The following is a 14,302-nucleotide window of genomic DNA, read 5'->3' on the forward strand; positions in this document are numbered from 1 at the left end:
ATGCGGCAGGGCATGTCGTCGTTCCATAACGGGGGTCTTTATGAAACTTCTCTGCCTGCCTCTATTGGGCCTGGGTCTCACCGCACTATGCCTCAGTGCACTGGCGGCCGAGCCGAATGCCAATGCCGTGTCCTATGCCACCCGGGACAACCCTGAAACCCTGGTGCTGGATGCGCGCGACGCCGGTCGCGGCCTGATGATCTCGACCATGACCATTCCGGTCAGGCCCGGACCGTTCACTTTCGTATATCCCAAGTGGGTGCCGGGCGAACACGGCCCGACCGGTCCGCTCAACGACATCTCGCAGCTCAAGGTATCGGCGAACGGGCAGCCGCTCACCTGGCGTCGCGACCAGGTGGACATGTACGCCTTTCATGTGGACGTGCCGGCAGGCGTATCGAAGCTCATTGTGCAATTCACGGTGCTGATGAACGCGCCGGGCGACGTGATGGCCACACCCAACCTGTTCATCCTCAACTGGAACCGTGCGCTCTTTTATCAGAACGACACCAACGCAAAGGATGTCTTTTTCAAACCGAGCATCATCCTGCCCAAGGGCTGGAGCTACGGCACCGCCCTGCCCGCTCCGCATCAGGTTGGCGAGCGTGTGGATTTCGGCGAGGTGCCGCTCAACATGCTGGTGGACTCGCCGCTCGACGCCGGCATCTATTACAAGCACATCGAACTCTGGCGCAGCGGCAACGCCTATCAGATGCTCGATATCTTCGCCGACAAACCTCAGGACTTGGACATTCCAGACTCGCTGATTGCGAAATACAAGCGCATGGCACCGGAAGCGCTGGCGCTTTACGGCGCGCGCCACTGGAACGTGTACCACTCGCTGCTTGCGCTCTCCAACGCCGTCGGTTTCCAGGGCATCGAGCATCACCAATCCAGCGACGACCGCGCGCCGGACGATTTCATGACTAACCCCGACGAACAACTGCTGTCGGGCGACCTGCTCACCCACGAGTTCTCGCATTCGTGGAACGGCAAGTACCGCCGGCCGTTTGACCTTTGGCAGCCGAACTTCCAGATGCCCGAACACACCGAGCTGCTGTGGGTGTACGAAGGCATGAATCAGTACCTTGGCGACCTGCTTTCCTTCCGCATGGGTATCCGCAAGCCTTCCGACTATCCGGAATACCTCGCGTGGATTTACAGCCAGATGGCCAACGAACCGGGCCGCAAGACCGAGCCGCTGATTGACACCACCACGGCCGCGCCGTACCTCTACCAGGCGCGCGGCGCCTACCGCGAGATCCGCCGCACCGCCGACGATTTCTACACCGAAGGCGAGCTGCTGTGGCTGGACGTGGACACCATCATCCGCGAAAAAACCCGCGATGAAAAATCATTGGATACCTTCCTGCACCTGTACGCCGGTCCGCCGGACACCGGGCCGATCACCAAGACGTATACGCGCGCGGACATCGAGAACCTGCTCAACGAAGTCGTACCCTACGACTGGCACGCCTTCTTCCAGAAACACGTATACGAAATCGCGGACCTGCCGCCCACCGCCGAGCTGGCGCGCGCCGGCTGGAAGCTGGTGTACAACGACAAGCCCAACACCTTCATGCAAGCCGCCAGCAAGCAATTCCACAACGATGACCAGTGGCTTACTTACGGCTTGACGATCGGCAAGGACGGTACCATCTACGGTGTGCGCGAGGGTTCACCTGCCTGGCAGGCCGGCATGGCGCCGGGCATGAAGCTCCAGGCGGTGGACGGTCAAAGCTACACCCCCGAAACACTCGCCTATGAGTTAAAACAAGCCGAGCATGAAACTGCGCCCACGACTTTCATTGTGGAACAGAACGGCTGGTACAAAACCTATAGCGTGGATTATCACGGCGGTCCGCGTTATCCGCACTTGATGCGCATCCCCGGCATCCCCGACATGCTCGCCAAGATCATGGCGCCGCATGCCGGGGCAGGCATGTAAATACATTGGCGCCCCGCTCTCCGCAGCGGGGCATCATTTGTCCAGCTCCGGATAGTGGCGGAACAGACCGCCCTCGTTAAATGGCAGGCGCCGGTCCGAAGCCAGATAGGCGGCGATGCGCGACCGCTGTGACACACGCTCGTGTAATACCATCACTGCCGGATACTGAGATTCATGCTTGCGCATGGCATGTGGAAAGGCGTAGCGCAGACCCGCGATCATCTGAAACAGCGACAAGTCCGCATAGGTGAGCGCCCCGCCCACCAGGAATTCGTTGCCCGCCGGATTGCGCTGCAACACTTTCTCGAAGTAACCAAGGAATTTCGGCAGGCGGTGTTGCAGAAACAGCTTGCCACGCCTGCCTGCTTCGGGTTTCTGATCCTCGTAATATTCCGTGGGTCCGAGCGGATGATGGGTGTCATGCACTTCCACCACCCAGTCGGTGATGGTGAGCTGTAACTGGTGGGTCCACAGCCGACCCGCTTCGTCATTCGGTGCGAGGCCGTGACGCGCACCCAAGTACAGCAGAATGTTGGTGGTTTGCGCAATCACCAGCTCGCCGGCTTTGAGCACCGGCGGCGCGAAGGGCGGTTGGGCAAGTTCCCGATCGGCCAGAATATTGAGCAGCTTTTTTGTAGCAGCTTCTTCGCCACCGCTGTCTTTCGCCACATCCACGTACGGCACGCCGGCCTCCTCCAGCGCCAGGCGCACGAACTCGCCGCGTCCCTGGATGCCCGGCCAGTAATACAGTTCATAAGTCATGACCGACTCCTCGGCACATCACTGCGTAAATGATTTTCAGTTGACTGTCTCCGCGCTGTAACGCGCAATCAGGCCGGTACGCACTGCGCGCTGATACACGCGCGAGAATATCCAACCGGCCAGCAGCACGTAGATCACAGCAAGCCCGCCGCCGAGCGCCAGCAATCCCGGCGAAAACTCCTTGTGCGCCACCAGCGCGCGCATGCCTTCGAACACGTAAGACGGCGGCAGCAGCCAGGAAATCGCGTGCATCCACGCGGGCAGCACCGAGAGCGGATAGAACACGCCGGCGAACGGCGAAATCAGAGCCGGTATCGGCCATACGAACCATTCCGCCGCCGGGCCGAGTCTCAGCACCAGCGCGCAACCGAGAATCCCCAGTGCGATGCCGGACAGGAACAAAATCAGCAGGAACGGCACGAACATCAGGCCATAGACAAAAAAAGACAGACCGAAGGCCAGCGTGGCCATCAACACCATGACCACCAGTCCCACGGCGCTGGTGGCAACGCTGCTGGTCACGAGGCCGGTGAGATATTCGCCCAGTGACAGCGGCGTGGCAAAGATGTTGAGGAAATTGCGCGACCATACGTCCTCGAAGAATGCCATGGTGACGCCTTGCATGACGCGCGTCAGAAAATCCCAGAGCAGCACCGCGCCCAGCAGCGCCGGCACGAAATTGAACCCGGCATGGGAAACTTCGTTGAGGTAACGGGTGATGAACCCCCAGAGCACGATGTCCACCGTCACCCAGGCGAACAGCGGTACCACGCGCGCAGCACTGCCGCGCATCAGGTAATACTGGCGCAACACTATGGCGGCGACAGGCTTGAAACTAGGCATGCTCGGGTACCTTGGGCGCCAGCGGTTCGCGCGCCAGGGCAATGAACAATTCCTCGAGACTGCGCCGGCCGTGCTGCCGCGGCAGGCTGCGCGGATCGCCCTCGAGCAAAATCCGGCCATGCGACAGGAACAGTACCCGGTCGCAGACCTCTTCCACCTCGTACATGTTGTGCGAAGTCCAGAGCACGCCGCTGGCTTCGCGGCGGACGAAGTCGCGAATGAATCCGCGGGTTTCCTGCGCCGTGGATGGATCCAGTGATGCGGTGGGTTCGTCGAGCAGCAGCAGGTTGGGACGGTTGAGCATTGCCTTGGCGAGCTGCACGCGCGTTTGTTCACCGGAGGACAGCACGCCGCATTTCACGTTGCGCAGCTCGCGCAAGCGGAACTGATCGAGCAGTGCTTCGATGCGTTGGCGCAAATCGGCGACCGCATAAATCAGACCGAAAATACGCAGATTCTGATAAACCGTGAGATTACCAGGTAGCGGTGCATACACCGCCGCGAAGTTGGTGCGCGCCAGCGCCTCGCGCCGCCGCCGCGCTACGTCCACGCCATCTATGAGGATACGACCGGCGCTCGGAGCGAGCACCCCGAGAATCATGTTGATGGTGGTGGTTTTGCCCGCGCCATTCGGACCGAGCAGCCCGACGATTTCATTGCGCTCGACGGTAAAGCTCACACCGCTCACGGCTGGCGACTCGCCGTAGCGCTTGCTTAGATCGCTGACCGAGAGTACCGCATCGGACATCATGGAAACTCGGGTAGGAAAGGCCGTTGATACAGCCGCCGCGCCATATCCGCCAAGTTAGCACTGCACCCCAGGGATGCGCGGCTACCGCCGTAAGTTACGGTTCCGGAACGCCCGGGTCACTGCAGATTTTACGGGCAAGATACTCGTTAATCTCGGAATGACGCGGCACGGCACTGCGCCGGCCGAGGCTGGAATTCTGCCACCAGGAATGTTTCGCGCCCTCTCTCAGCAGCGCGCATCCGTGCGCGGAAAGGTGCCGAAGAAGATCGCGACGTTTCATATCGGGATGGAAAGTTCCTCATAACCTTTGCCGGCGGCGCGGCGTGCTTCTTCGCGGTTCATTTCGGTGGCTTCAGCGAGTGTAGTGCGCAGCGACTCCAGCAATTCCTCTCGACTAGCTTCCTGGCAGTTCACGCCGGGCACTTCCTCGACCCAGCCGATCCACCACGGACAATTTTGCTTGATGACGGCGGTATAGCTTGTTTGCATTGCGTGTGTACTCGCTGTTGGCACTCTTACACTTTACTCCATGACCGTTAAATGCGGTAGCTTCTTCAAGCGTTTGCGGCTTTGGCTTTATTCGATTTGGCTTTGCTGAGCTCGAGACCGATATCTCGTGCGTCCACCTTGACGACATCACCGGCACCGAATTCCCCGGACAGAATCTTCTGCGCCAGCGGATTCTCCAGATACACCTGGATGGCGCGCTTCAGCGGCCGGGCGCCGTATACCGGATCGTAACCAGCGTTGCCGAGCCGATCGAGCGCCTTGTCGCTCACGTCCAGGCCGATGTCGCGCTCCGCGAGGCGCTGCTGCAACTGCGCGATCTGGATGTGCGCGATGGCGCGAATCTGGTCCTTGCCGAGCGAATGGAATACCACGCTCTCGTCAATGCGGTTCAGGAACTCGGGCCGGAAATGCTGCACCACGATTTCCATGACCGCATCTTTCATCTTCTGATAATTCTCCTCACCACTCATTTCCTGAATCACCTGCGACCCGAGATTTGAAGTCATCACGATCACGGTGTTCTTGAAATTCACGGTTCGGCCCTGGCCGTCGGTCAACCGCCCGTCGTCCAGCACCTGCAGGAGCACGTTGAACACGTCGGGGTGCGCCTTTTCCACCTCGTCCAGCAGGATCACCGAATAGGGCCGGCGGCGCACCGCTTCGGTGAGGTAGCCGCCCTCCTCGTAGCCCACGTAGCCCGGCGGTGCGCCGATCAGCCGCGCCACCGAGTGCTTCTCCATGAACTCGCTCATGTCCACGCGCACCATGGCCTCTTCGCTGTCGAACAGGAACCAGGCGAGCGCTTTGGTAAGTTCGGTCTTGCCGACGCCGGTCGGCCCGAGGAACAGGAACGAACCGGACGGCCGGTTGGGATCGGACAGCCCGGCGCGCGAACGGCGGATGGCGTTCGACACCGCGCGCACCGCCTCATCCTGCCCGACCACGCGCGTCTTGAGCGCGTCTTCCATGCGCAGCAGCTTTTCCTTCTCGCCTTCCAGCATCTTGGACACCGGAATGCCGGTCCAGCGCGACACCACCTCGGCGATTTCCTCGGCGGTGACCTTGTTGCGCAGCAGCCGCGTCGGCTGGTTTTCCTTCGTGCCCGCCTGCGCGAGCTTCTTTTCGAGCTCCGGGATGCGACCGTACTGCAGCTCCGACATACGTCCGAGATCGCCGGCGCGGCGCGCGCTCTCGAGATCGGTGCGTGCTTTCTCCAGCGATTCCTTGATCTGCGCGGCGCCCTGCACCGCAGCTTTCTCAGCCTTCCAGATTTCTTCGAGGTCCGAATACTCACGCTCCAGCTTCTGGATTTCCTCTTCCAGCGTGGCGCGGCGTTTCTTCGAAGCCTCATCCTTTTCCTTCTTGAGCGCCTCGCGTTCGATCTTAAGCTGAATCAGCCGCCGGTCGAGTTTGTCCATCGCCTCCGGCTTGGAATCAATTTCCATGCGAATGCGCGAGGCCGCCTCGTCAATCAGGTCAATGGCCTTGTCCGGCAATTGCCGGTCGGTAATGTAGCGGTAGGACAGCGTCGCGGCCGCGACAATCGCGGGATCGGTGATCTCGACGCCGTGGTGCACTTCGTAGCGCTCCTTCAGGCCGCGCAGAATCGCAATCGTGTCCTCGACGCTCGGTTGATCCACCAGCACCTTCTGGAAACGCCGTTCCAGAGCTGCGTCCTTCTCGATGTACTGGCGGTATTCATCGAGCGTGGTGGCGCCCACGCAGTGCAAGTCGCCGCGCGCGAGAGCGGGCTTCAGCATGTTGCCCGCGTCCATGGAGCCCTCGGCCTTGCCGGCGCCCACGACAGTGTGAATCTCATCAATGAACAGGATGATCTGACCCTCGGCCTTGGCGATGTCCTTGAGTACCGCCTTGAGGCGCTCTTCGAACTCGCCGCGGAACTTGGCGCCCGCGATCAGCGCACCCATGTCGAGAGTCAACACGCGCTTGTTCTTGAGGCCTTCGGGTACTTCGCCGTTGACGATGCGCTGCGCCAGACCTTCCACGATCGCGGTCTTGCCGACGCCCGGCTCACCGATGAGCACGGGATTGTTCTTGGTGCGCCGCTGCAGCACCTGGATGGTGCGGCGGATTTCGTCGTCGCGGCCGATGACCGGGTCGAGCTTGCCCTGCTCGGCGCGCGCGGTGAGATCTATGGTGTATTTTTCGAGTGCCTGGCGCTGGTCTTCGGCGCCGGCGTCATTGACCTGCTGACCGCCGCGCAGTTCCTCGATGGCCTTCTCGACCGCCGCCCTGATGGCGCCCGCGTCACGCAATGCTTCGCCGAGCGCACCCTTGTCGTCCAGGGCTGCGAGCAGGAACAGCTCGCTCGAAATGAACTGGTCCTTGCGCTTCTGCGCCAGCTTGTCGGTGACGTTGAGCAGCCGGTTGAGATCGGCCGACACCTGCACCTGGCCCTCGGCACCGTGCACTTCGGGCAGGCGATCCAATGCGGTTTCGAGCTGCGAGCGCAGGCGATTGAGATTTGCGCCGGCCTTGGCCAAGATGGGCCGTGCGCTTCCACCTTCCTGATCGAGCAGCGCCAGCATCAGGTGCAGCGGTTCGATATAGGCATGGTCGCGGCCCACGGCCAGCGACTGGGCATCGGCCAAGGCCATCTGGAATTTGCTGGTGAGCTTGTCGAGGCGCACAAAAACCCCCTGTGAACAGAGGCTTGGATTAGGCTTGAGATGGGGGTGGGTGTGTAATTTTCAACACTTCGCACCGCCTCATCCCGCACTTCCTCGCACCTTACTCTAGCCTCTCTCCACAAGGGAAGAGAGGACTATGCAGTCAGCCAAATTAGGCTTGCCATGCGACCGCATTCTCCGTCACGGCGGTAGGAAAAGAAGCGTTCACGTTCCGAATACGTACAGAACCCGCCGCCATAAATATGGGTCACGCTAGCGCGCCGCAGCCGCTGGCTCGCGATCAGGCAAAGATCGCATAGCCATTTGCCGCCGGCCCGAGGCTCGAATGCCTGATCGGCTTCGGGATGGGCTTTGGTCAATGCCGCGCGCACTTCATCGCCGACTTCATACGCCTCGGGTCCGATGGCCGGACCGAGCCAGGCAAGGATCTCGGTAGGCGGTGTGCGCATTGCCGCAAGCGTGTTTTCAAGAATGCCCGCAGCCAGGCCGCGCCAGCCGCAATGTACGGCGGCCACAGTTTTACCGGTGCGGTCGCACAACAACACCGGCAGACAGTCAGCCGTCATAATTGCGCACACCTCACGGGTGGATCTTGTGATCGCAGCATCGGCAGTGGTCTCCTCCGCCGCTTTGCCCACCCTCACTCCAACCCTGTCCCCCACATTCGTGGGCGAGAGGGGATTATCAAAATGTCCGATGGTCGTGACCTGTGCACCGTGCACCTGCGCAAGCCAGTACGGTTCACGCGGCAAACGCAGCTCGGTTCGCAACTGCAACCGGTTTTCGGCCACGGCGCGCGGATCGTCCCCAACGTGCGTGCCAAGATTGAAGGAAGCATACGCACCGCGGCTCACGCCGCCGCTGCGTGTGGTGCTGACCGCGCGCACGTTCGCGGGCGCGGGCCAGTCGGGTGCAATCCAGTCAGTGGCCATGTCCGGGCTCACGCCGCAAGTCGAGATCCAGCGCCTGCAGCAACTGCTGCATGTCATCCGGCAACGGTGCTTCCCAGCGCAGCAATTCGCCGCTCTGCGGATGCGCAAGGCCGAGGCGGCGTGCATGCAGCGCCTGGCGTTTGAAGCTGCGCAATGCTTCCTGCAGGGACAAGGTGGCATCGGCGGGAATCGCGAGCCGCCGGCCGTACACCGGATCGCCGACCAGCGGATGATGGATATGCGCCAGGTGCACGCGGATCTGATGTGTGCGCCCGGTTTCCAGTCGCACCGATACGTGCGTATGCGCGCGGAAGCGCTGGATCACGCGGTAATGGGTCACGGCCGCGCGCCCGCCTTCGCGCACGCTCATGCGCTTGCGATCCACATGGTGGCGCGCGATGGGCGCGTCCACGGTGCCGCCTCCGGTCATGACGCCCACGGCCACGGCCTCATATTCGCGCTCGAAATCCCGGGCCGCGAGCGCCGCCACCAGTTTGGTGTGCGCTTCCAGCGTACGTGCCACCGCCAGCAGGCCCGAAGTGTCCTTGTCGAGGCGATGCACCAATCCGCAGCGCGGCACGTTGATCAGCTCCGGCGCGTAATGCAGCAGTGCGTTCTGCAGCGTGCCGGCGGGATTGCCGGCGCCCGGATGCACCACCAGGCCCGCCGGCTTGTTGACCACGATCAGGCTGGCGTCCGCGTGCACGATCTCCAGGGGCAAAGCCTGTGGCTGGAGTTCCACGAGCGGCTCTTCCACGACCATCAGGCGCAGGCGCTGGCCGCCGACCACCGAATCGCGCGGTCGCGGCACGCGTTCGTCCAGCAGCACGCGGCCGTCCTTGATCCATTGTGTCAGGCGGCTGCGGGAATATTCGGGAAACATCTGGGCGAGTGCTTGATCCAGGCGCAGTCCCGCCAAGTTTGCGGGAACCAGGGCCTCCTTGATGGCGGACGGGCGCACGCCGGGATTCATCGGTACGCAGTACTGCAGTGGTTACGATATACTGACCAGCACACGCTTTCAGCCTGCCTCAGGATTGATTCCCACATGCGGTTTCGCCCGGGTTTATTCAGCTGTTTAGCCGCAGCGCTGCTGCTTGCGGCCTGCGCCAGCCAGCAATCCAAGGATCAGTACCTGGCACCCGAGGCCTTGTACAAGAGCATACAAGCCAACCTCGCGGCCGGCAATTACAAGACTGCCATCAGTCGCCTGCAGACCATGGAAGCGCGTTTCCCGTTCAATGATTACGGCACCCAGGCGCAGATGGATCTGATCTACGCCAACTACATGGACAAGAATTACGACGCAGCAGAAGATGCCGCGGACCGCTTCATCCGCGAGCACCCGCGCCATGCCGATGTGGATTACGCCTATTACATGAAAGGCGTGGCGTATTTCGACGAGGCCCCGGGTCCGTTCATGCGCCTGTTCCGCCACGATATCTATCAGCGTGACCCGTCCAATGCCCAGAAATCCTTCCAGGCCTTTCAGCTGCTGCTGCAGAAATTCCCCGACACCAAATACGCCGCGGATGCACGCCAGCGCCTGCTGTACCTGCGCGACCGGCTGGCGGATTACCAATGGGCGTTGGCCGATTACTACATGCGCCGCGGCGCCTGGATCTCCGCGGTGCAGCGCGCGGATACGATTGTCAGGAACTATCCCGAGAGTCCGCGGGTCGAGGACGCCTTGAAGATCCTGTACACCGCCTATAACCGCCTCGGCCTCACGGATCTGGCGGATAGCGCGCGCAAAATCCTGCAATTGAGTTTCCCGGGCGCCGATCCAAACTACAAACCACACGCGCCGGCATGAATATCGGATGCTGAGTATCGTGTGCCGAGTGATTCTAGAGGTTTGCACCCGGCATGCGTACACAGCATCCGGTTCTCTCTGTATTCAGCGGTGATAGCCTGAAGTGATGGGATAGCGCCGGTCGCGGCCGAAGGCGCGGCGGCTCACACGCACCCCGGGCGGCGACTGGCGGCGCTTGTACTCGGCAGACTGCACCATCTTCACCACGCGTTTGACCACAGTCTCGTCGTAGCCGAGCGCCACGATTTCCGCCACGGTTTTATCGTCTTCCACGTAAGCGCCGAGAATCGGATCGAGAATAGCGTACGGCGGCAGATTGTCGCTGTCCTTTTGGCCGGGCGCGAGTTCCGCCGTCGGCACACGCTCGATCACCGCATCGGGGATCGCCGCGGACAGGCTATTGCGGTAGCGCGCCAGGCGGTACACCCAGGTCTTGGTCACGTCCTTGATCGGCGCGAAACCGCCGGCCATGTCGCCGTAGAGCGTGGCGTAGCCCACCGCGGTCTCGCTCTTGTTGCCGGTGGTGAGCAACAGCCGGCCCGTCTTGTTGGACAGCGCCATGAGCAACACACCACGGCAGCGCGCCTGCAGGTTCTGCGCGGCCACGTCGTCGGCCCTGCCGCCGATCACCGGTTTGAGTGCCTGCAGGAATGCCGCGAACGCGGACTCGATGGAAATGCTGTGATATTCCACGCCCAGCAGTTGGGCTTGGTGCACGGATTCATCCACGCTGAGTTTCGAGGTATGGCGTGACGGCATCATCACGGCGGTGATGTTTTCCTTGCCCAGGGCGTCCACCGCCAGCGCCAGCGTCAATGCCGAATCAATGCCACCCGACAATCCGACTATGGCACCCGTGAATCTGTTTTTCGCGGCATAGTCGCACACGCCCATCACGATGGCGCGGTACACGCTTTGTTCCTCGCTCTCATCAGAGTGCACGTTGCCCGCCAGGGCCTGCACCTGGCCGGCGTGGGTCTCGAAATCCACCGGATACAGGCCTGCTTCGAAATTCGGTGCGCGCACGGCCACACAGCCGTCCGGATTCACCACCAGCGAGCCGCCGTCAAATACCAGCTCGTCCTGACCGCCAACCAGGTTCACGTACATCAGCGGCACGCCGGCTGCGCGTGCGCGCCGGCGCAGTTCCTCCTCGCGCTGACGCTGCTTGCCGAGTTCGAAGGGCGAAGCGTTGGGAATCAACAGCAGGCGCGCGCCGGCTTGCACTGCTTCTGCCGGCGGTCCCGCGTGCCAGATGTCCTCGCACACGTTGAGGCCCAGCGGGGTGCCCCCGAAATCCACCAGCGCGGGCGCCTCCCCGGGAGTGAAATAGCGCTTTTCGTCGAACACACTGTAATTCGGCAATTCGCGCTTGCGGTAGGTGGCGCGCAGCACGCCGCCCGCGATGACGCTCGTCACGTTGTATATGCGGCCGCCCTCGTACAGCGGATAACCCACCAGCATGTCGATGCCGCGCACTTCACGCAGCAGACGCTCGACACCCTGCTCCACTTCGCGACGCAGGGCGGAATGGAACAGCAGGTCTTCCGGTGGATAGCCGGTAAGCGTGAGTTCGGGATACACCACAAGCTGTGCGTGCATTTCGTCGCGGCTGCGATTTGCGGCCTGCATGACTTTCTGCAGGTTGCCGGGCACGTCGCCCACCAGCAGGTTCAGCTGGGCCATGACGATGCGAAATGCGTTGCTCATGTGATTATTTTCTCACAAGCAAAATCCCCGCCAGTGGCGGGGATTTCACCGTACACGGATCGCCGTACCGTTTCTCAACGGCGCACGCGCCGGCGCTTGGCCGCCGCTTTTCTGGTTACCGCCGTGCGCCCGGATTTCCCGGTGTGATTCGCAGATCTGGATTGTTTCGCGGATTTTCGCGACGCCTTCGCATGCTTACCCTTGAGCAGCGCCGCCATGGCGCTGCCCAGTTCCGCCGGCGAATGCACGGTCCGGACGCCTGCCGCTTCCAGCGTTTCAAACTTGGCCTGCGCGGTGCCTTTGCCGCCCGACACGATGGCGCCGGCATGGCCCATGCGCTTGCCGGGCGGAGCAGTCACCCCCGCGATGTACGCGACCACCGGCTTGCGCACATGCTTATGGATGTATTCCGCCGCCGCTTCCTCGTCGGAGCCGCCAATCTCGCCCACCATGAGAATGCCTTCGGTCTGCGGGTCGGCGTTAAAGCGCGCGATCACGTCAATGAAACTCATGCCGTGCACCGGATCGCCGCCGATGCCGACGCAGGTGGATTGTCCCAGACGCAGATTGGTGGTCTGGAACACGGCTTCATAGGTCAGGGTACCGGAGCGCGACACGATGCCGACACGGCCGCGCTGGTGAATGTGGCCCGGCATGATGCCGATCTTGCACTCGCCGGGGGTGATGATGCCGGGACAATTCGGTCCGATGAGCACGCAATCCCTGCCGCGGATCGCGGCCTTGACCTTGATCATGTCGGTGACCGGGATGCCCTCGGTGATACACACGATTACCTTGATACCGGCATCGGCGGCTTCCAGGATGGCGTCGGCGGCAAACGGCGCCGGCACGTAGATCATGCTGGCCTCGGCGCCGGTCTGCTGTACCGCATGCTGCACGGTGTTGAATACCGGCAAGTTCAGGTGCTGCTCGCCGCCGCGACCGGGAGTCACGCCGCCGACCAGTTTCGTGCCGTAGGCGAGAGCCTGTTGGCTGTGAAAGGTGCCTTGCCTGCCTGTAAATCCCTGGCAGATGACTTTGGTCTTTTTGTTGACAAGAATGCTCATCCGTCAATCCTCAGAATAAAGTTTCATCGTGGGAACGATCTTCGTAGGAGCGACGGTCCCCGTCGCGATGTCGCTCCGAAGATCGCGGCGAATATCGCCGCTCCCACAATATTCTTGCTCCCACACGAAATCAGGCCTGCACTGAAGCTACGACTTTCCGGGCGGCATCGGTCAGGTCATTCGCGGGCGTGATCGCCAGACCGCTCTTGGCGAGCAGCGCCTTGCCCTGCTCGACATTGGTGCCCTCAAGGCGCACCACCACCGGCACCCGCACGCCTACGTCCTTGACCGCGGCGATGATGCCCTCGGCGATCAGATCGCAGCGCACGATGCCGCCGAAGATATTGACCAGAATCGCCTTGACACTCCGGTTGGACAGAATCAGCTTGAAGGCCACAGTCACGCGCTCTGTGGTGGCGCCGCCGCCGACGTCCAGAAAATTCGCCGGTCGGCCGCCATGCAGCTTGATGATGTCCATGGTCGCCATGGCCAGACCGGCGCCATTCACCATGCAGGCGATATTGCCGTCCAAGGATACGTAGTTCAGTTCATGCTGGCGCGCTTCGCTCTCGCGTGCATCCTCCTGCGAAACGTCGCGCATGGCCGCCAATTCCGGCTGCCGGTAAAGCGCGTTGTCGTCGAGATTTACCTTCGCATCCAGCGCCAGCACCCTGCCGGCGGTGGTCACGATCAGCGGGTTGACCTCCACCAGGCTCGCGTCCTTCTCCATGAACAGCCGGTACAGACCATTCACGATCTTGCCGAACGCGGCCAGTTGTTCCTTTTGCCCGAGGCCAAGTCCGAACGCCAGGTCCCGCACCTGATGCGGCTGCACGCCCGCGGCCGGATGCACCCACACGCGGAAAATCTTCTCCGGAGTCCTGGCCGCGACTTCCTCGATCTCCATGCCGCCCGCCGCGGACGCCATGAATACCACCTGTTCGCGCGCCCGGTCCACGAGCACCGAGAGATACAATTCGCGCTCGATGTCCGAGCCCGACTCGACCAGTACCGTATTGATGGGCAACCCCGCCGGCCCGGTCTGGTGGGTCGTGAGGCGCTGTCCGAGCATGGCCGCGGCCGCGGCGCGCACCTCATCGTGGCTGCGGCAGAGCTTCACACCTCCGGCCTTGCCACGGCCGCCGGCATGCACCTGCGCCTTGACTACCCACAGCGAACCGCCCAGATCGCGCGCGGCGGCGGCGGCCGCATCGGGCGTTGTGGCCGGGCGGCCATTCGGGACCGGAATATCGTATGCTGCAAACAGCCGTTTGGCCTGATACTCGTGCAGGTTCATGATGCAACACGTGGA

Annotated in this window: 13 protein-coding genes; 2 read left to right on the forward strand and 11 right to left on the reverse strand. The window is 62.1% G+C overall.

The window, feature by feature from the left end; genetic code table 11:
- Positions 1–40 precede the first annotated feature (40 nt).
- Positions 41–1,948 carry a M61 family peptidase gene (locus tag VJR90_07500; protein HKV97312.1) on the forward strand — a complete coding sequence of 636 codons (1,908 nt, stop codon included), beginning with the start codon at positions 41–43 and terminating at the stop codon, positions 1,946–1,948.
- 33 nt (positions 1,949–1,981) lie between these two features.
- Here the strand turns inward: VJR90_07500 and VJR90_07505 are convergent, their stop codons facing one another.
- The 8 genes from VJR90_07505 to rluD all read right to left on the reverse strand — a co-directional run bounded on the left by VJR90_07505 (position 1,982) and on the right by rluD (position 9,370).
- Positions 1,982–2,710: a glutathione S-transferase gene (locus VJR90_07505; GenBank protein ID HKV97313.1), complete on the reverse strand. Its 729-nt coding sequence runs from the start codon at positions 2,708–2,710 to the stop codon at positions 1,982–1,984.
- A gap of 36 nt (positions 2,711–2,746) precedes the next feature.
- Positions 2,747–3,553 (reverse strand): ABC transporter permease, encoded by an 807-nt coding sequence (locus VJR90_07510; protein HKV97314.1) that lies wholly within the window; start codon positions 3,551–3,553, stop codon positions 2,747–2,749.
- The gene (locus VJR90_07515; GenBank protein HKV97315.1) at positions 3,546–4,304 is read right to left on the reverse strand and encodes an ABC transporter ATP-binding protein; all 759 of its coding nucleotides are present in this window, start codon (positions 4,302–4,304) and stop codon (positions 3,546–3,548) included. Before VJR90_07515 ends, VJR90_07510 begins: the two co-directional genes overlap by 8 nt.
- 94 nt (positions 4,305–4,398) lie before the next feature.
- Positions 4,399–4,584 (reverse strand): type II toxin-antitoxin system HicA family toxin, encoded by a 186-nt coding sequence (locus VJR90_07520; protein ID HKV97316.1) that lies wholly within the window; start codon positions 4,582–4,584, stop codon positions 4,399–4,401.
- The gene (locus VJR90_07525; protein HKV97317.1) at positions 4,581–4,793 is read right to left on the reverse strand and encodes a type II toxin-antitoxin system HicB family antitoxin; all 213 of its coding nucleotides are present in this window, start codon (positions 4,791–4,793) and stop codon (positions 4,581–4,583) included. The genes VJR90_07520 and VJR90_07525 overlap by 4 nt, the downstream gene beginning before the upstream one ends.
- 65 nt (positions 4,794–4,858) lie before the next feature.
- On the reverse strand, positions 4,859–7,465 hold the full coding sequence (gene clpB / locus VJR90_07530; protein HKV97318.1) for an ATP-dependent chaperone ClpB: 2,607 nt from the start codon (positions 7,463–7,465) through the stop codon (positions 4,859–4,861).
- Between the two features lie 134 nt (positions 7,466–7,599).
- Complete coding sequence (gene pgeF, locus VJR90_07535; GenBank protein ID HKV97319.1) at positions 7,600–8,397, reverse strand: peptidoglycan editing factor PgeF; 798 nt, start codon at positions 8,395–8,397, stop codon at positions 7,600–7,602.
- Positions 8,387–9,370: a 23S rRNA pseudouridine(1911/1915/1917) synthase RluD gene (rluD, locus tag VJR90_07540; protein ID HKV97320.1), complete on the reverse strand. Its 984-nt coding sequence runs from the start codon at positions 9,368–9,370 to the stop codon at positions 8,387–8,389. Before rluD ends, pgeF begins: the two co-directional genes overlap by 11 nt.
- A gap of 75 nt (positions 9,371–9,445) precedes the next feature.
- On the opposite strand from rluD, the gene VJR90_07545 reads away from it, so the two are divergent.
- A complete protein-coding gene (locus VJR90_07545; GenBank protein ID HKV97321.1) occupies positions 9,446–10,213 on the forward strand; it encodes an outer membrane protein assembly factor BamD in 768 nt (255 codons plus the stop codon).
- 84 nt (positions 10,214–10,297) lie between these two features.
- Here VJR90_07545 and VJR90_07550 read toward each other — a convergent pair whose 3' ends face one another.
- From VJR90_07550 to sucC, 3 genes are all read right to left on the reverse strand, one after another.
- Positions 10,298–11,923: an NAD+ synthase gene (locus VJR90_07550; protein ID HKV97322.1), complete on the reverse strand. Its 1,626-nt coding sequence runs from the start codon at positions 11,921–11,923 to the stop codon at positions 10,298–10,300.
- Between the two features lie 74 nt (positions 11,924–11,997).
- Entirely contained in the window at positions 11,998–12,990 is a 993-nt protein-coding gene (gene sucD, locus VJR90_07555) for a succinate--CoA ligase subunit alpha (GenBank protein ID HKV97323.1), read from the reverse strand.
- A gap of 130 nt (positions 12,991–13,120) precedes the next feature.
- Positions 13,121–14,287, reverse strand: coding sequence for an ADP-forming succinate--CoA ligase subunit beta (gene sucC, locus VJR90_07560; GenBank protein ID HKV97324.1), 1,167 nt, complete (start codon positions 14,285–14,287; stop codon positions 13,121–13,123).
- Positions 14,288–14,302: the final 15 nt, after the last annotated feature.

Source organism: Gammaproteobacteria bacterium, from assembly GCA_035279405.1.
Lineage (GTDB): Bacteria > Pseudomonadota > Gammaproteobacteria > Natronospirales > REEB76 > REEB76.

What these genes read in the sequence shown, in the direction of transcription:
- VJR90_07500 (HKV97312.1), top strand. Translation starts at nt 41, where the DNA reads ATGAAACTTCTCTGCCTGCCTCTATTGGGCCTGGGTCTCACCGCACTA.
- VJR90_07505 (HKV97313.1), bottom strand. Translation starts at nt 2,710, where the DNA reads ATGACTTATGAACTGTATTACTGGCCGGGCATCCAGGGACGCGGCGAG.
- VJR90_07510 (HKV97314.1), bottom strand. Translation starts at nt 3,553, where the DNA reads ATGCCTAGTTTCAAGCCTGTCGCCGCCATAGTGTTGCGCCAGTATTAC.
- VJR90_07515 (HKV97315.1), bottom strand. Translation starts at nt 4,304, where the DNA reads ATGATGTCCGATGCGGTACTCTCGGTCAGCGATCTAAGCAAGCGCTAC.
- VJR90_07520 (HKV97316.1), bottom strand. Translation starts at nt 4,584, where the DNA reads ATGAAACGTCGCGATCTTCTTCGGCACCTTTCCGCGCACGGATGCGCG.
- VJR90_07525 (HKV97317.1), bottom strand. Translation starts at nt 4,793, where the DNA reads ATGCAAACAAGCTATACCGCCGTCATCAAGCAAAATTGTCCGTGGTGG.
- pgeF (HKV97319.1), bottom strand. Translation starts at nt 8,397, where the DNA reads ATGGCCACTGACTGGATTGCACCCGACTGGCCCGCGCCCGCGAACGTG.
- rluD (HKV97320.1), bottom strand. Translation starts at nt 9,370, where the DNA reads ATGAATCCCGGCGTGCGCCCGTCCGCCATCAAGGAGGCCCTGGTTCCC.
- VJR90_07545 (HKV97321.1), top strand. Translation starts at nt 9,446, where the DNA reads ATGCGGTTTCGCCCGGGTTTATTCAGCTGTTTAGCCGCAGCGCTGCTG.
- VJR90_07550 (HKV97322.1), bottom strand. Translation starts at nt 11,923, where the DNA reads ATGAGCAACGCATTTCGCATCGTCATGGCCCAGCTGAACCTGCTGGTG.
- sucD (HKV97323.1), bottom strand. Translation starts at nt 12,990, where the DNA reads ATGAGCATTCTTGTCAACAAAAAGACCAAAGTCATCTGCCAGGGATTT.
- sucC (HKV97324.1), bottom strand. Translation starts at nt 14,287, where the DNA reads ATGAACCTGCACGAGTATCAGGCCAAACGGCTGTTTGCAGCATACGAT.